Origin of the sequence: Rhodopseudomonas faecalis, assembly GCF_003217325.1 — a bacterium.
In the GTDB taxonomy this organism is placed as follows: Bacteria; Pseudomonadota; Alphaproteobacteria; order Rhizobiales; family Xanthobacteraceae; genus Rhodopseudomonas; species Rhodopseudomonas faecalis.
The window spans coordinates 46,468-59,841 of sequence record NZ_QJTI01000020.1; the positions used below are offsets into that span (position 1 = coordinate 46,468).

The following is a 13,374-nucleotide window of genomic DNA, read 5'->3' on the forward strand; positions in this document are numbered from 1 at the left end:
CGCGTTTGGCCGGCTCATTTCGCGCGCGGCGGCCGCGGCGGGCCGTCTACCGCCGGCAGCGATTTCAGATACAGCGCCATCGCCTTGCGATCCTCGGCGCTGAGCAGCGCGGTGTTGCGGATCACCCGCGCCATCGAGCCGCCCGCGGTGTCGCCTTCCGGGGTCTGTCCGGTCTCGAGGAAATAAGCGAGATCGTTCTCGCTCCAATCCGCCAGCCCCTTTTGGGTGATGTTCGGCACCCAGCCCTTGCCTTCCGGATTCGGCCCGCCGGCGAAGCGCTGCGCGGCGATGATGCCGCCGAGCGCATTGCGCGGGCTGTGGCATTCGGCGCAGTGGCCGAGCCCGTTGACCAGATAGGCGCCCCGGTTCCAGGCCGGCGACTGCGCCGGGTCCGGCGCAAAAGGCTGGTCGTTGAAGAACAGCAGCTTCCAGATGCCGATATTGCGGCGGATGTTGAACGGAAACGGCAGTTCATGATCGGGCGCCTTGCCGCTGACCGCGGGCAGCGTCTTCAGATAGGCGTACAGATCGCGGGCGTCGTCGAGCTTGACCAGGTGATAGGAGCCATAGGGAAACGCCGGATAGTAATGCGACGCCGCTGGCGAAGTGCCCTTCAGCACCGCGTCGAGAAAATCCCGCTCGCTCCATTTGCCGATGCCGTCGCGCGGATCGGATGAGATGTTGGGCACATGGAAGGTGCCGAACGGCGAAGTCAGCGCCAGGCCGCCGCCGAGGTGGGTGCGATCGGACTGCCCCGGCGAGGCGTGGCAGGAGGCACAGCCGCCGGCGTTGAACACGGTCTCGCCATTGCCAAGATCGGCGCTGCGCGCCGTCAGTTTGCTGGTGTCGATCATGGCCGGGGCGGTCGCGACCCAATAGAAGCCAAATCCCAGCAGGGCCGCCACAATGGCGATCGAGAGAATGCGTTTGGTCACGGCAGCTCCGAACTCAGTTGGCGCGGAGCGGTGCTTAATCAGCCCGCTCCGCCTCTTGCTCGCCTGCAGGGCCGGGGTGATCGCCGCGCCGCCTTGCACCTCGCCCGGCCGCGCGCCGTCACCCCGCTCGCGTTACAGGTTCTTCACGCGGAAACCCTCGTGGCAATTGCCGCATTGTTTCGTGATGGTCGGCAGCGTCGCCTTCAGGCTGTCGAGATCCTTGATCTTGCCGGTGGCATCGCTGACCGCCTTGGTGAAGCTGGCGATCTGCGCGTTGAACTCGGTGCGATTGGTCCAGATCTTCGGCGAGGCGCTATAGTCGCCATCGGTCTCGATGCCCTTGACGCTGTCGGGGAATTGATCCGGCAGTTTCTTGGCGAGATCACTCAGCTGGCTGAGCGCGCCATCGACGGCGGCTTGATCATACGGCTTGTCGCCCTTGACCATGGCGCCCAGCACGCCGCCGAGGCTCTTGCCGCTGTTCTTCATCAAGGTCTGGGTCTGCGCCACCACATTCTGCTGCGCGACGACAACGCTGGTACCAAGCAACAGGCTGCCTACAACGACGACGGTTCGCAACATTCGATCGCTCCCTGATGATGACGACAAGTTGGATGACGCAGCGCAGCGGACTGGATCATCCACCGCTGCGTAGCACGGCGCTTAGTCGGTAGCAGATAATCGCCGCTGTCAACAGTGTGGCAGATCGCGCCACGCAGCGCAGCCAGATGACGATACCACCGTCGCACGAGCGTCATGATGGCGAGCCTCCTACAGCCGATGCAGCCGCTGCTGGTCGCGGATCGCCATCCACACCCGCTCCGGCGTCGCCGGCATATCGATGTGGTCGATCCGATATTCCCGCCACAGCGCATCGATGATGGCGTTGATCAGCGCCGGGCAGGAGCCGATCGCGCCCGCTTCGCCGGCGCCTTTGACGCCGAGCGGATTGGTCTGGCACGGCACGTTCTGGGTCTCGAAGGTGATCGAGGGCGCATCGGCGGCGCGCGGCAGCGCGTAGTCCATCAAACTGCCGGTGACTAACTGGCCGTCCTCGTCATAGACCGCGCGCTCCATCAAGGCCTGGCCGATGCCCTGCACGGTGCCGCCATGCACCTGGCCGGCGAGCAGCAGCGGATTGAGCGTGACGCCGAAATCATCGACCACCACGTAATTGACCACCACCACCTGGCCGGTGTCCGGATCGATCTCGACTTCGACCAGATGGGTGCCGTTCGGAAAGGTGCCATCGGCGCTGGAGAATTTTTCGGATGCGGTCAATTTCGCCGGATCGACGCTTTTGCGCTGCGCCAGCTCGGCAAAGCTGATGATGCGATCCGTGCCGACGATGCGGATCGCGCCGTCCTCGATTTCAAGATCGCCGGCGCCGACTTCCAGCAGATCAGCCGCGATGTCGCGTAGTTGCGCGCCGAGCTTGTGGCTGGCGCGCGCGACACTGACGCCGCCCGAGGGGATCGAGGCCGAACCGCCAGTGCCGAGCCCGGTGGCGATCCGGTCGGTATCGCCCTGCACGACATGAACCCGTTCCGGCGGCAATCGCAATTGCTCGGCAACGAGCTGCGCATAAGCGGTGTGATGGCCCTGGCCGCTCGACTGCGTGCCGATCAGCACGATGACGTCGCCATGCTGATCGAGCTGCACCTGCGCGGTTTCCTCGCCCATGGTGCCGCATACTTCGACATAGCTCGCCAAGCCCATGCCGCGCAGCCGGCCTTGCTTCTTCGCCGCCTTGAGGCGCTTTGGAAACTGCTTCCAGTCGCCCAGCTCCATGGCGCGTTTCAGATGCGCGGCGAAATCGCCGGAATCATACACCTTGCCGGTCGCGGTGGTGTAAGGCAGCGCGCGCGGCGGGATGAAATTCTTGCGGCGGATGGCGTCCGGCGTCATGCCGAGCTTGCGCGCGGCGGCATCGACCAGCCGCTCGATCACATAGGCCGCTTCGGGACGGCCGGCGCCGCGATAGGCATCGACCGGCACGGTGTTGCTGAACACGGTGCGCACCCGGCAGTGAAAGGCTTGGATGTCGTACAGCCCCGGCAGCATGTTGGCGCCCGCAAACGGGATGTAGGGTCCGAAGGTCGACAGATACGCGCCCATATCGGCGACGAGATCGACATCCATCGCCAGGAACCGGCCATCGGCGGCAAGTGCCATCTTCGCGGTGGTGACATTGTCGCGGCCCTGGGCATCGCCGACGAAATGCTCCATGCGCTCGGCATTCCATTTCACCGCGCGGCGCAGACGTTTGGCGGTGACCGCCAAGAGCGCATATTCGCGATACGGAAACAGCTTGGTACCAAAGCCGCCGCCGACATCGGGGCAGATCACCCGCATCTTCTCGGTGGGGATTTTGAGCACCTGCTGGCAGAGAATATCGCGCAGCCGATGGCTGCCCTGGCTGCCAGCGGTCAGCGTCAGCCGGTCGCGCTTGCTATCATATTCGCAAACCGCGGCGCGCGGCTCCAAGTAGTTGGTGACGATGCGCGGATTGACGATGCGGATTTCAGCGACCGCATCGGCGGCGGCAAACGCGGACTCCACCGCGGCCTTGTCGCCGATCCCGACATCGAACAGCACATTGCCGGAAAATTGCGGCCAGACCTGCGGCGCGCCCGGCTGCAGCGCGCTGACGCTGCCGGCCACTGCCGGCTGCGGCGTCCATTGCACGTCGATCGCTTCCAGCGCATCGCGCGCCTGCGCCTGGGTTTCCGCAACCACGAACGCCACCGCATCGCCGACATGGCGCACCTCATCGGCGGCCAGGATCGGATAGTGCGGCGCCTTGAACGGTGCATTCGGCAGATTGAACAGACACGGCAGGCCGCCAAGATCGGCGACGTCGGCGGCGGTGAACACCGCCAGCACGCCCGGCATAGTGCGAGCGGATTCAACATCGATGGTGAAATGGGCGCGGCCATAGGGCGAGCGCAGCATCAGCGCGTGGGCAACGGCGGGCGGCGCGAGGTCGTCCGTGTAGCAGCCCTGGCCGCGCAGCAGCGCGTCATCCTCCTTGCGGCGCACGCTTTGCCCGACGCCGAACTTGATCGGTGCCATCGCTCCTCCGCCCTCATTGCTTATCGTTGGCGTTATCTTGCGATGGATCGCAGCGGTGTGCAAATCCGGCTTGGCCGCGCTGTCGTCATGCAGCGCATCACAATTTTGACGACGCGCTCACAAGATCATTGCAGCCACGGTTTCGTGATCCGCAAAGTGCCGCTTCAGAAGCAAGCGGGCAGATGCAAAACGGGTGCGCTCGACAGCGTCGGCGCACCCGTTGCGGTTCCTGGTAATGTTACGAGCCGGACCGGATCGGACCGGCTGCAAGCATCAATACGGGCAGACCACCCGGCCCCAGCGGCGGCTGAAATAGCAGCCCGGGCGCACGATCGGCGCGCCATAGAAGCCGTAGCCACGACCCCAGCCACGGCCATAACCGCGACCATAGCCCCGGCCATAGCCGCGACCCCAACCGCCACCGCGACCACCCCAGCCACGGCCGCGCTGCGCGTCGGCAGTAGTGGTGCTGGCGGTGAGGAACAGCGCCGAGGTACCGACGAGGCTGACGCAATACACGCCAACCAGCGCTACCGCAGCCAAGCAGCGTGCAACGATGCTGCGAGGGACAGTCTGAGCCATAATCTCATTCTCCCGAAATTTTTGAAGCACTGAAACCGCAACGCGTCCCATGAACAGAGGATGCAGGCCGTTCGCCAGTGCGCTCCAAATCGGCCTTGTTCTGTCTGTGGCTCAACGCGAAGACTACGTTCAAGCCATTCTGACGGTCAAGCAGGGAATGATGAACGTCCGTTCAAAGTAGGACGCCATTAATGTTACCTCACCAGTTATCTAAGTGATGTCGGTAACCGCGGCGGGCAACATCGCTGCCACGAACCCTGCGAGCGGCATTGCCATCATTTGGCCCGGTTCTGACCGCGCTCCCCCGCTAGGAATATCGCGGGCTTCGGCTTGCCCGGCTATGGACGGCGGCGCGCCAGCTTGTAAGGTCGGAGCGTTCGATGCGGTGCCGCCGCCACGGTGATTTCCTGCCCTGGCCTATTTCAGCAGATGGTTCATGTCCAAGCAGCACAACTACATTCTCGGCCTCAACACCTATGATCACGACGTCGCCGCGTGCCTGTTGCGAGACGGCGAAATTGCTGTCGGCATCGCCAAGGAACGGCTGACCCGCGAGAAGCACGCCAGCGGCTTCTACAAGGAGGCGATCGACTATTGTCTCGACGCCGAAGGCATCACGCTGGACGACGTCGATCTGGTGGTCCGCAATTGCTACATCCTGCCGGTCCCGGAGATGGAAGAGCGGCTGATCTACCAGGACATGCCGGGTTTCCTGCCCGAATACGAACGCGGTGAAGCCGAACGGCATCCCTGGTTTCGCAGCAATTCCGCCAAAGTCACCACGCTCTCGCACCACCTCGCGCACGCTTACAGCGCCTTCGCGGTTTCGCCTTTCGACGAAGGTGTGATCATGATTGTGGACGGCGTCGGCAGCTATCGCTCCGATGTGATGGAGCCGGTCCCGGCCGGCGACAAAGCCTCGCAACTGGCGCGGGAATCGGAGAGTTACTACAAGTTCAGCGGAACCAAACTGGAGTGCCTGAAGAAGGTCTGGATGGAGCCGGACCGCGGATTCTTCAGCGACGAATTCTACAACATGCCCGGGCTCGGCGCGTTGTACAGCCGGGCCTCAACTTACGTGTTCGGCGACTGGAACAAATGCGGCGAGCTGATGGGGCTGGCGCCCTATGGCCGACCCAACCAGATCAAGTCGCTGATGCAGATCGCGAACAACAAGCTGGAAGTGCCGCGCTGGACCGCGCAGGAGCTGAACCAGCCCTACATCATGGAACGCGCCGGCAAATGGGAAGCCAGCCCCTCGATGCGCCATTGGGAAGACGTGGCGTGGCGGGTGCAGGACGACACCGAACAGGTGCTGCTGGCGCGCGCGCGCTGGCTGCGCGAAACCACCGGCGCGAAGAACCTCTGCATCGCGGGCGGCGTGGCGCTGAACTGCGTCGCCAATGGCAAGATCGCGCGCGAAGCCGGCTTTGAGAATGTCTGGATTCAGCCGGCGGCGGGCGATGACGGCATCGCGATCGGCTGCGCCTATTACGGCCTTCATGCCATCCAGAACAAGCCGCGCAGCTTTGAGATGAAGCACGCCTATATCGGCAAGCGCTATCCGGAGAGCGAGATCGAACAGGCTACGCAGCGTTTCCTGGTGCGGATCCAGACCAACGCGGTGCGCAGCGACAATATTTGCCGCGACACGGCAAAACTGCTCGCGGACCAGAAGGTGATCGGCTGGTTCCAGGGATCGTCGGAATTCGGGCCGCGCGCGCTCGGCAATCGCAGCCTGATTGCCGATCCGCGCCACCCGGAGATGAAGGACATCCTCAACGCGCGGGTCAAGCACCGCCAGCCGTTCCGGCCGTTTGCGCCGATCGTGCTGGAGGAACGCGCCGACGAGATCTTTGAGGGCATCGGCGACTCGCCATTCATGCTGATGGCCAAAAACGTGCGGCCGGAGTGGCGCGACAAGATCGCCGCGGTGGTCCATGTCGATGGCACCGCGCGCATTCAGACTGTGCGCGAAGATACCAACCCGATCCTGTATCGGCTGCTGAAGGAGTTCGAGGCGCTGACCGGCGTGCCGGTGCTGATCAACACCTCGTTCAACATCAAGGGCGAGCCGATCGTGGAAACGCCGCGCGACGCGATGGCGTGCTTCATCAACACCGGCATCGACCATCTGGTGCTGCACGACACGCTGGTGTCGAAGACCAAGGCGCACAAATTCGTGGCGCCGCTGGTGCGGGTCTATGTCGACGTCGCGACCCTGGTGCTGAGCAACGTCAAGGCCACCAGCTAACCGCGGATCAGCGCTTTCAGACCGCGCAGGCCGAACAGCGTGAAGATCGCGGCGCCGTACACCACGGCGCCGACCACGATCAGCAGCGCCAGCGCCGCTTCATCGCGGAACGAGGCGAGCTGCGCGAGATAAGGCTGCGCAAGATACGCGCTGCCCCACAGCGCCGCGCCGAGCAGCAGCCCGGCGCTCAAGAACTTGAGCAGCGAGCGCAGCAGCGGCCGGTCGAGTTCCAGATAGCCGTAGCGCACTGCAAAGCCGAGCACGAGCAGCAGATTGATCCAGGCGCCGACCGCAGTGGCAAGCGCCAGCCCGACCTGCGCCAGCGAGCCGACCAGCGCGAATTTCAGCGCGACATTGACGGCGACGCCGGTCAGCGCAGCCTTGACCGGCGTTGCGGTGTCCTTGCGCGCGTAGAAGGTCGCCACCGCGCTGCGGATCAGCACAAAGGGAATGAGCCCGATCGCATAGGCAGCGAGCGTGCTGCCGGCCGCCAGCGCATCGGCCTTGGTGAAGGCGCCGCGCGCAAACATCGCGCGCATGATCTCGTCCGGAACCGTGAGGAACGCCGCGACGAATGGCACCGACAGCAGCAGCGTGAAATCGAAGGCGCGGCGCTGCGAGGCTTTGGCGCCGGCCTCGTCGCCCGAGGTCAACAGCCGCGACATTTCCGGCAGCAGCACGGTGCCGATCGCGATGCCGATCACCCCGATCGGCAGCTGATTGAGCCGGTCGGCGTAATACAGCGCCGACAGCGCGCCGGCGGCCAGGAAAGTGGCGATGATGGTGTCGGCAAACAGTGCGATCTGGGTGCCCATCGAGCCGAGCGTCGCCGGGCCGAGCGCGCGGAAAAACGAGCGCACATCCTCATCGAGCTTTGGCCAGGAGAAACGCGGCAGAATTTTCTGCCGCGCGGCATCCTGCGCCAGCAGCAGAAATTCCAGCACGCCGGCGACCAGCACGCCCCAGGCGGCGGCGTGGCCGGCACTCGGGAAAAACGCCGCCAGCGACAGCGCCATCATCATCGACAGATTGAGGAAGATCGGCGCGGCCGCCGCGGCCGCAAAGCGCCGCATCACGTTCAGCATGCCGCCATAGAGCGTCACCAGCGTGATCAGCAGCAGATAGGGAAAGGTGATGCGCGTCAGCTCGACCGCCAGCGCGCCGCGCTGTGGATCATCGGCAAAGCCCGGCGCCAGGATCGCGATCACCTGCGGCATGAACAACAGCGCGATCACCAGCAACACCGCCTGGGTGACAAACAGCAGCGTGAAGATGCGATTGGCAAACAGCCCGGCGGCGGCCGCGCCCTTCTCGCCGCTGACATGGGCATAGGCCGGCACGAAGGCGGCGTTGAACGCGCCCTCGGCAAAGATCGCACGGAAATGATTGGGCAGCCGCAGCGCCACGAAGAAGGCGTCGGCCACCGGCCCGGCGCCAAGAATCGCCGCGAGCATGATGTCGCGCGCGAAGCCGGTGATGCGCGACAGCAGGGTGAAGCCGCCGACAGTGAAGATGCGCCTGAGCATGCGCCGCTTCTACAGCATCAGGCGGCGCCGCAAAATGGAGATTCGCAGGCGCCGCGATCGCCGCTGCCCAAGGGGCGGCAGGCCGGACCGGCCGCAGCAAAGCGGCCGGGGACCGATTAACGGCGCGGCTTACGCCAGCGCGGCGCGCACCGCGTCGATCACCCGCTGCTGGGTCGGGGCGTCGAGATAGGCGTGCATCGGCAGGCTGATCACCTCGGTCGACAGCTTTTCGCTGACCGGCAGCCCGCCATCGGCCGCCGGATAGTGGCGATAAGCGGTCTGCTGGTGCATCGACTTGACATAGTACACCGCGGTCGGAACGCCCTTAGCCTTGAGGCTCGCGGCAAAGGCGTCGCGATCGGTGCCGGCCGGCAGGCGGATGGTGTATTGCGCCCAGGTGGAATTGCCGAACGGCGCCACCGCCGGCACCGTGACCACATCGGCCAGGCCCTGCGCATAGCGATCGGCGACGCGCTGCCGGGCGGCAATCTCGTCGTCAAAGATCTTGAGCTTCTCGATCAGGATCGCGGCCTGCATGGTGTCGAGCCGCGCGGTCAGGCCGAGCCGGACATTGTCGTATTTGTCAGAGCCCTGGCCGTGGACGCGCACGCTGCGCAGCGTCTCGGCGAGGTTGGCGTCGTCGGTGAAGATCGCGCCGCCGTCGCCATAGCAGCCGAGCGGCTTGGCCGGGAAGAAGCTGGTGGCGGTGGCAAGGCCGCAGGTGCCGAGCCGCCGTCCCTTGTAGCTGGCGCCAAAGCTCTGGGCGGCGTCGTCGAGCACGAACATGCCCTCTTCAGCAGCGATCGCGGCGATCGCATCGTGATCGGCCGGCTGGCCGAACAGATCGACCGGGATCACCGCCTTCAGCTTCAGGCCGTGTCGCTTGGCGGTGGCGATGCCGCGCTTCAGCGACTCGATATCCATGTTGAAGGTGACTTCATCGACATCGACAAACACCGGCGAGGCGCCGGTGAGCGCCACCACTTCGCCGGTGGCGCAGAATGTGAAAGTCGGGCAGATCACCGCGTCGCCCGGGCCGATGCCCTTGGCCATCAGCACCATCAGCAGCGCGTCGGTGCCGCTGGCGCAGGCCACCACATGCTTGGCGCCGCTGAATGCCGCAAGATCAGCCTCGAACTGCATGACCTCAGGACCGTTGATGAAATGACAGTGCTCGAGCACCCGGCCGACCGCCTGGTCGATCAGGTTGCCGAGACGGCGGCGCTGCGAGACAACATCAATGAAAGGCACGGGTTCGATGCGGAGCTGCTGATTCATGTCTCTTCGGGGGATAGAGGAATGGGAACGCCGGTTCGACGCTATCGCAGATAGTGAAGTGGCGGGCGGCGCTAACTGGCCACCCGCAAGGTGCCCTTGCGCGGATCGGCGCTCTGATCGGCCGGCAACGGTTCGAGGCACTTGATGGCGATCTCGAGGCTGGCGACGCCCTCCTCGCCGGTCACCGGCGGCACCTTGCGGTTACGCACTGCGTCGGTGAACGCGATCAGTTCGGCGCGCAGCGGCTCGTCATGGCCGACCGGCAGATGGCGCATCGAATAGCTGCCGTCCGGCTGGAAGCCGAAGCACTCGGTCACCTGGCGGGTCAGCAGATCGCCCTGCACATATTTGCCGCGGGTCGCGATCGTGACATTGCGCGCCTTGAACGGCGTCAGCCAATTGGTGTTGATATGCGCCAGCACGCCGGAGGCGGTGCGGAATTGCAGCAGCGCGATATCCTCACGCTCGGCGACCGCGCTGGAAAGCTGCGGCTGCACCTGCACAATGTCCGAGTCGGTGAACCAGCGGATCAGGTCGATATCGTGGACAGCGAGATCGATCACCACACCGACATTGGACATGCGCGGCGGGAACGGACCGACCCGGGTGATGCCGATCGACAGAATATCTTCGCCCGCGATCGCCTTCTTGATCGCCACCACGGCGGGATTGAAGCGTTCGACATGGCCGACCATCAGCGTGACATTGGCGCGATGCGCGGCGGCGACGATCTCGCGGCCCTGCTGCACCGTGGACGCCACCGGCTTTTCCACCAGCACATGAATGCCGCGCGCGATGCAGTCGAGCGCGATCTCGTGATGCAGATGGGTCGGCGCCGCGATCGTCACCGCCTCGACGCCAGCCGCGCACAGCTCATCGAGCCGCGCAAAGGTCGGACAGCCGATCACGTTAGCAGCGTGGTCGCGATGATCGAGCAGCGGATCGACGATCCCGACCAGTTCGATGCCAGGCAAGCCGGCGAGCACCCGGCCATGATTGAAGCCCATCACACCGGCCCCAATCACACCGACGCGCAATAGGCGCTCCTTGCCCAGATCGAATTCACGGGAAGTCATGCTTTGCCTCAACTTTGTTACCATCCACCGCGCCGCCGGTCGGCGTCGCGAAACTCCAGAAGACCTCCTAGCACGCCGTGGCGGGCCAGGCGAAACCGCGATCAAACACGTTTTGATTCAATTGATTACAATTCCATGGCGTCACGGAACCATCGGAAATTACAGCTTTTTCCGATGATGTCCGTCATACCTGGTAATGATACCGATACCAGGCGACGAACTCGCGCAGCCCGTCCGCGATCGGCGTCGAGGGGCTAAAGCCAACATCGCGAATCAGATCATCGACATCGGCGAAGGTCTCGGGCACGTCGCCGGGCTGCATCGGCAGCATCTCTTTGACGGCGGTGCGCTGCAACTCGCGCTCCAGCAAAGTCACCACGTCCATCAGTTCTTCGGGGTGGTGATTACCGACATTGTAGATGCGCGCCGGCGCCGAGCCGAACAGCGCCTCGCCGGCCTGCGGCACGTGATCGATCAGCCGCGCGATCACGCGCGTGACATCATCGACATAGGTGAAGTCGCGGCGCATCCGGCCGTGGTTGAACAGCTTGATCGGCTCACCGGCGACAATCGCCTTGGTGAACAAAAACAGCGCCATGTCCGGCCGATACCACGGCCCATAGATGGTGAAGAACCGCAGCCCCGTGGTCGGCAGCCGGTACAGATGGCTGTAGGAATAAGCCATCACCTCATTGGCCTTCTTGGTGGCCGCATAGAGGCTGACCGGCTGATCAGTGCGATCGCTCACCAAAAATGGCAGCTTGGTGTTGGCACCATAGACCGAGGACGACGACGCATAGATCAGATGGCCGCAGCCATGCTGGCGGCAGCCTTCCAGAATATTGGCAAAGCCCTGCAGATTGGCGTCGATATAGGCGTGCGGATGTTTTAGCGAGTAGCGCACCCCGGCCTGCGCGGCGAGATGGATCACCACCGGAAAGCGATGCTTGGCAAACAGCGCCGCGGTGGCGTCGCGATCGGCAAGATCAAGCTGCACGAATTCAAAGCCCGGCAGATCGCGCAGCTGCGCCAGCCGCGCCTGTTTGAGCGCCGGATCGTAGTAATCATTGAGGCTGTCGACCGCGATCACGCGCTGACCGGCGCGCAGCATCTCGCGGGCGACATGAAAGCCGATGAAGCCGGCCGCGCCTGTGATCAGCATCGTCATGATTGACCATCGCGGGCGCGCGCCACCAGCGAGGTGGTGGAATGGCCGGGCAGAATGTCAATCAGCAGCACCTCGCCGCCATAGCTATCGACCACTTCGTGGCCGACCACCTGCGCGCGGGTGTAGTCGCCGCCCTTGACCAGCACGCTCGGCCGGATGCGCTTGATCAGTTCAAGCGGCGTATCCTCAGCAAAGATCGCGACCAGATCGACCGCCTCCAGCGCAGCGAGCACCTCGGCGCGCGAACGCTCGTCCTGCACCGGGCGGCTGTCGCCCTTCAGCCGCTTCACCGAGGCATCGCTGTTCAGCCCGACGATCAGCCGGTCGCAGGCGGCGCGCGCCGCGGTCAGCACCTTGACGTGGCCGGGATGCAGAATGTCGAAGCAGCCATTGGTGAAGCCGACCCGCAGCCCTTCGGTGCGCCATTCGGTGAGATGCGGTTCGAGATCGCCGCCAGCGGCGACGATCTTCTCCTCGGCGGCCAGGAAAGCGTGCGGCAGAATCTTGCGGCGCAATTCGGCCAGCGACACGCTGGCCGTGCCCTTCTTGCTGACCGCCACCGCCGCCGCGGCATTGGCGGCGCGCAGCGCGATGTCCCAGCTCGCGCCGGCCGCCAGCATCACCGCCAGCACCGCCGCCACGGTGTCGCCGGCGCCGGACACGTCGCGCACCTTGACCGGATGCGCCGGCACATGGATCGCCTCGCCCTGGCGCGGCACCAGCGTCATGCCGCGCTCGCTCTGCGTCACCAGCAGCGCGGCGCAATCCGCCGCCGCCATCGCCTCGCGCGCCGCGCGGGCGATCTCAACTGGGGTATCGGCACGGCTGCGCGTCGCCTCGCAAAATTCCTTGCGGTTCGGCGTCAGCAGCGTGGCGCCGCGATACAGCGCGAAATTCGGGCTTTTCGGATCGACGATCACCCGCTTGCCGAGTTTCTGGGCGGCGTCGATGGTTTCGCGGATCAAGCGCGCGGTCAGCACGCCCTTGGCGTAGTCCGACAGCAGCACGATATCGACGCGCGGCAATTGCGCCAGCACCGCATCGATCAGGCGCTGCTCGATTTCGGCTGAGGCCGGCGCCGCGGTTTCCCAATCGGCGCGCAGCATGTGGGTGGAGAAATGCTCGGAGACGAACCGTACCTTGCGGGTGGTCGGCCGCGACGGATCGCACACCAACACCGGGGTGATGCGCGCATCGGCGTCGAGCGCGGCATTGAGCGTGCGCCCGGCGTCGTCATCGCCGATCAGGCCGACGAAGATGCAGCTCGCGCCGAGCGCGGCGATGTTGCGCGCGACATTGCCGGCGCCGCCGACGTCGATCTCGCTGCGCTGCGCGGCGATCACCGGGGCCGGCGCCTCCGGCGAGATGCGCGACACCTCGCCATAGACGAATTCATCGAGCATCAAATCGCCGACGCACAGCACGGTCTGGCGTGAGATCGCCGGCGTCAGAGTATCGAAATCGAGCATGGCACCGATCC

Annotated in this window: 10 protein-coding genes; 1 reads left to right on the top strand and 9 read right to left on the bottom strand. The window is 64.8% G+C overall.

The annotated features are described in order from the left end of the window. Positions 1–14 precede the first annotated feature (14 nt). From BJ122_RS14615 to BJ122_RS14630, 4 genes are all read right to left on the bottom strand, one after another. Complete coding sequence (locus BJ122_RS14615) at positions 15–935, bottom strand: cytochrome c (protein ID WP_110781902.1); 921 nt, start codon at positions 933–935, stop codon at positions 15–17. A 132-nt stretch (positions 936–1,067) separates the two neighbouring features. Further along, positions 1,068–1,517: a c-type cytochrome gene (locus tag BJ122_RS14620; RefSeq protein WP_110781903.1), complete on the bottom strand. Its 450-nt coding sequence runs from the start codon at positions 1,515–1,517 to the stop codon at positions 1,068–1,070. 189 nt (positions 1,518–1,706) lie between these two features. Beyond that, entirely contained in the window at positions 1,707–4,010 is a 2,304-nt protein-coding gene (locus tag BJ122_RS14625; protein ID WP_110781905.1) for a xanthine dehydrogenase family protein molybdopterin-binding subunit, read from the bottom strand. 273 nt (positions 4,011–4,283) lie between these two features. Further along, positions 4,284–4,592 carry a hypothetical protein gene (locus BJ122_RS14630; RefSeq protein ID WP_110781907.1) on the bottom strand — a complete coding sequence of 103 codons (309 nt, stop codon included), beginning with the start codon at positions 4,590–4,592 and terminating at the stop codon, positions 4,284–4,286. 436 nt (positions 4,593–5,028) lie between these two features. On the opposite strand from BJ122_RS14630, the gene BJ122_RS14635 reads away from it, so the two are divergent. Then, on the top strand, positions 5,029–6,846 hold the full coding sequence (locus BJ122_RS14635) for a carbamoyltransferase family protein (RefSeq protein WP_110781908.1): 1,818 nt from the start codon (positions 5,029–5,031) through the stop codon (positions 6,844–6,846). On the opposite strand, the gene murJ is transcribed toward BJ122_RS14635, so the two are convergent. From murJ to rfaE1, 5 genes are all read right to left on the bottom strand, one after another. Then, on the bottom strand, positions 6,843–8,372 hold the full coding sequence (gene murJ / locus BJ122_RS14640; protein WP_110781910.1) for a murein biosynthesis integral membrane protein MurJ: 1,530 nt from the start codon (positions 8,370–8,372) through the stop codon (positions 6,843–6,845). The two genes, BJ122_RS14635 and murJ, sit on opposite strands and share 4 nt — an antisense overlap. Positions 8,373–8,501: 129 nt before the next feature. Continuing rightward, positions 8,502–9,650, bottom strand: a complete 1,149-nt coding sequence (locus BJ122_RS14645; RefSeq protein WP_110781911.1) for a DegT/DnrJ/EryC1/StrS family aminotransferase — start codon at positions 9,648–9,650, stop codon at positions 8,502–8,504. A gap of 71 nt (positions 9,651–9,721) precedes the next feature. Beyond that, complete coding sequence (locus BJ122_RS14650; protein WP_110781913.1) at positions 9,722–10,726, bottom strand: Gfo/Idh/MocA family protein; 1,005 nt, start codon at positions 10,724–10,726, stop codon at positions 9,722–9,724. Between the two features lie 184 nt (positions 10,727–10,910). Beyond that, positions 10,911–11,894: an SDR family NAD(P)-dependent oxidoreductase gene (locus BJ122_RS14655; protein ID WP_110781915.1), complete on the bottom strand. Its 984-nt coding sequence runs from the start codon at positions 11,892–11,894 to the stop codon at positions 10,911–10,913. Then, on the bottom strand, positions 11,891–13,363 hold the full coding sequence (gene rfaE1, locus BJ122_RS14660; protein ID WP_110781917.1) for a D-glycero-beta-D-manno-heptose-7-phosphate kinase: 1,473 nt from the start codon (positions 13,361–13,363) through the stop codon (positions 11,891–11,893). The genes BJ122_RS14655 and rfaE1 overlap by 4 nt, the downstream gene beginning before the upstream one ends. Between the last annotated feature and the right edge of the window lie 11 nt (positions 13,364–13,374).

Excerpts from the sequence above, each read along its gene's own strand:
- BJ122_RS14620 (WP_110781903.1), bottom strand. The coding sequence starts at position 1,517 with ATGTTGCGAACCGTCGTCGTTGTAGGCAGCCTGTTGCTTGGTACCAGC.
- BJ122_RS14625 (WP_110781905.1), bottom strand. The coding sequence starts at position 4,010 with ATGGCACCGATCAAGTTCGGCGTCGGGCAAAGCGTGCGCCGCAAGGAG.
- BJ122_RS14630 (WP_110781907.1), bottom strand. The coding sequence starts at position 4,592 with ATGGCTCAGACTGTCCCTCGCAGCATCGTTGCACGCTGCTTGGCTGCG.
- BJ122_RS14635 (WP_110781908.1), top strand. The coding sequence starts at position 5,029 with ATGTCCAAGCAGCACAACTACATTCTCGGCCTCAACACCTATGATCAC.
- murJ (WP_110781910.1), bottom strand. The coding sequence starts at position 8,372 with ATGCTCAGGCGCATCTTCACTGTCGGCGGCTTCACCCTGCTGTCGCGC.
- BJ122_RS14645 (WP_110781911.1), bottom strand. The coding sequence starts at position 9,650 with ATGAATCAGCAGCTCCGCATCGAACCCGTGCCTTTCATTGATGTTGTC.
- BJ122_RS14650 (WP_110781913.1), bottom strand. The coding sequence starts at position 10,726 with ATGACTTCCCGTGAATTCGATCTGGGCAAGGAGCGCCTATTGCGCGTC.
- BJ122_RS14655 (WP_110781915.1), bottom strand. The coding sequence starts at position 11,894 with ATGACGATGCTGATCACAGGCGCGGCCGGCTTCATCGGCTTTCATGTC.
- rfaE1 (WP_110781917.1), bottom strand. The coding sequence starts at position 13,363 with ATGCTCGATTTCGATACTCTGACGCCGGCGATCTCACGCCAGACCGTG.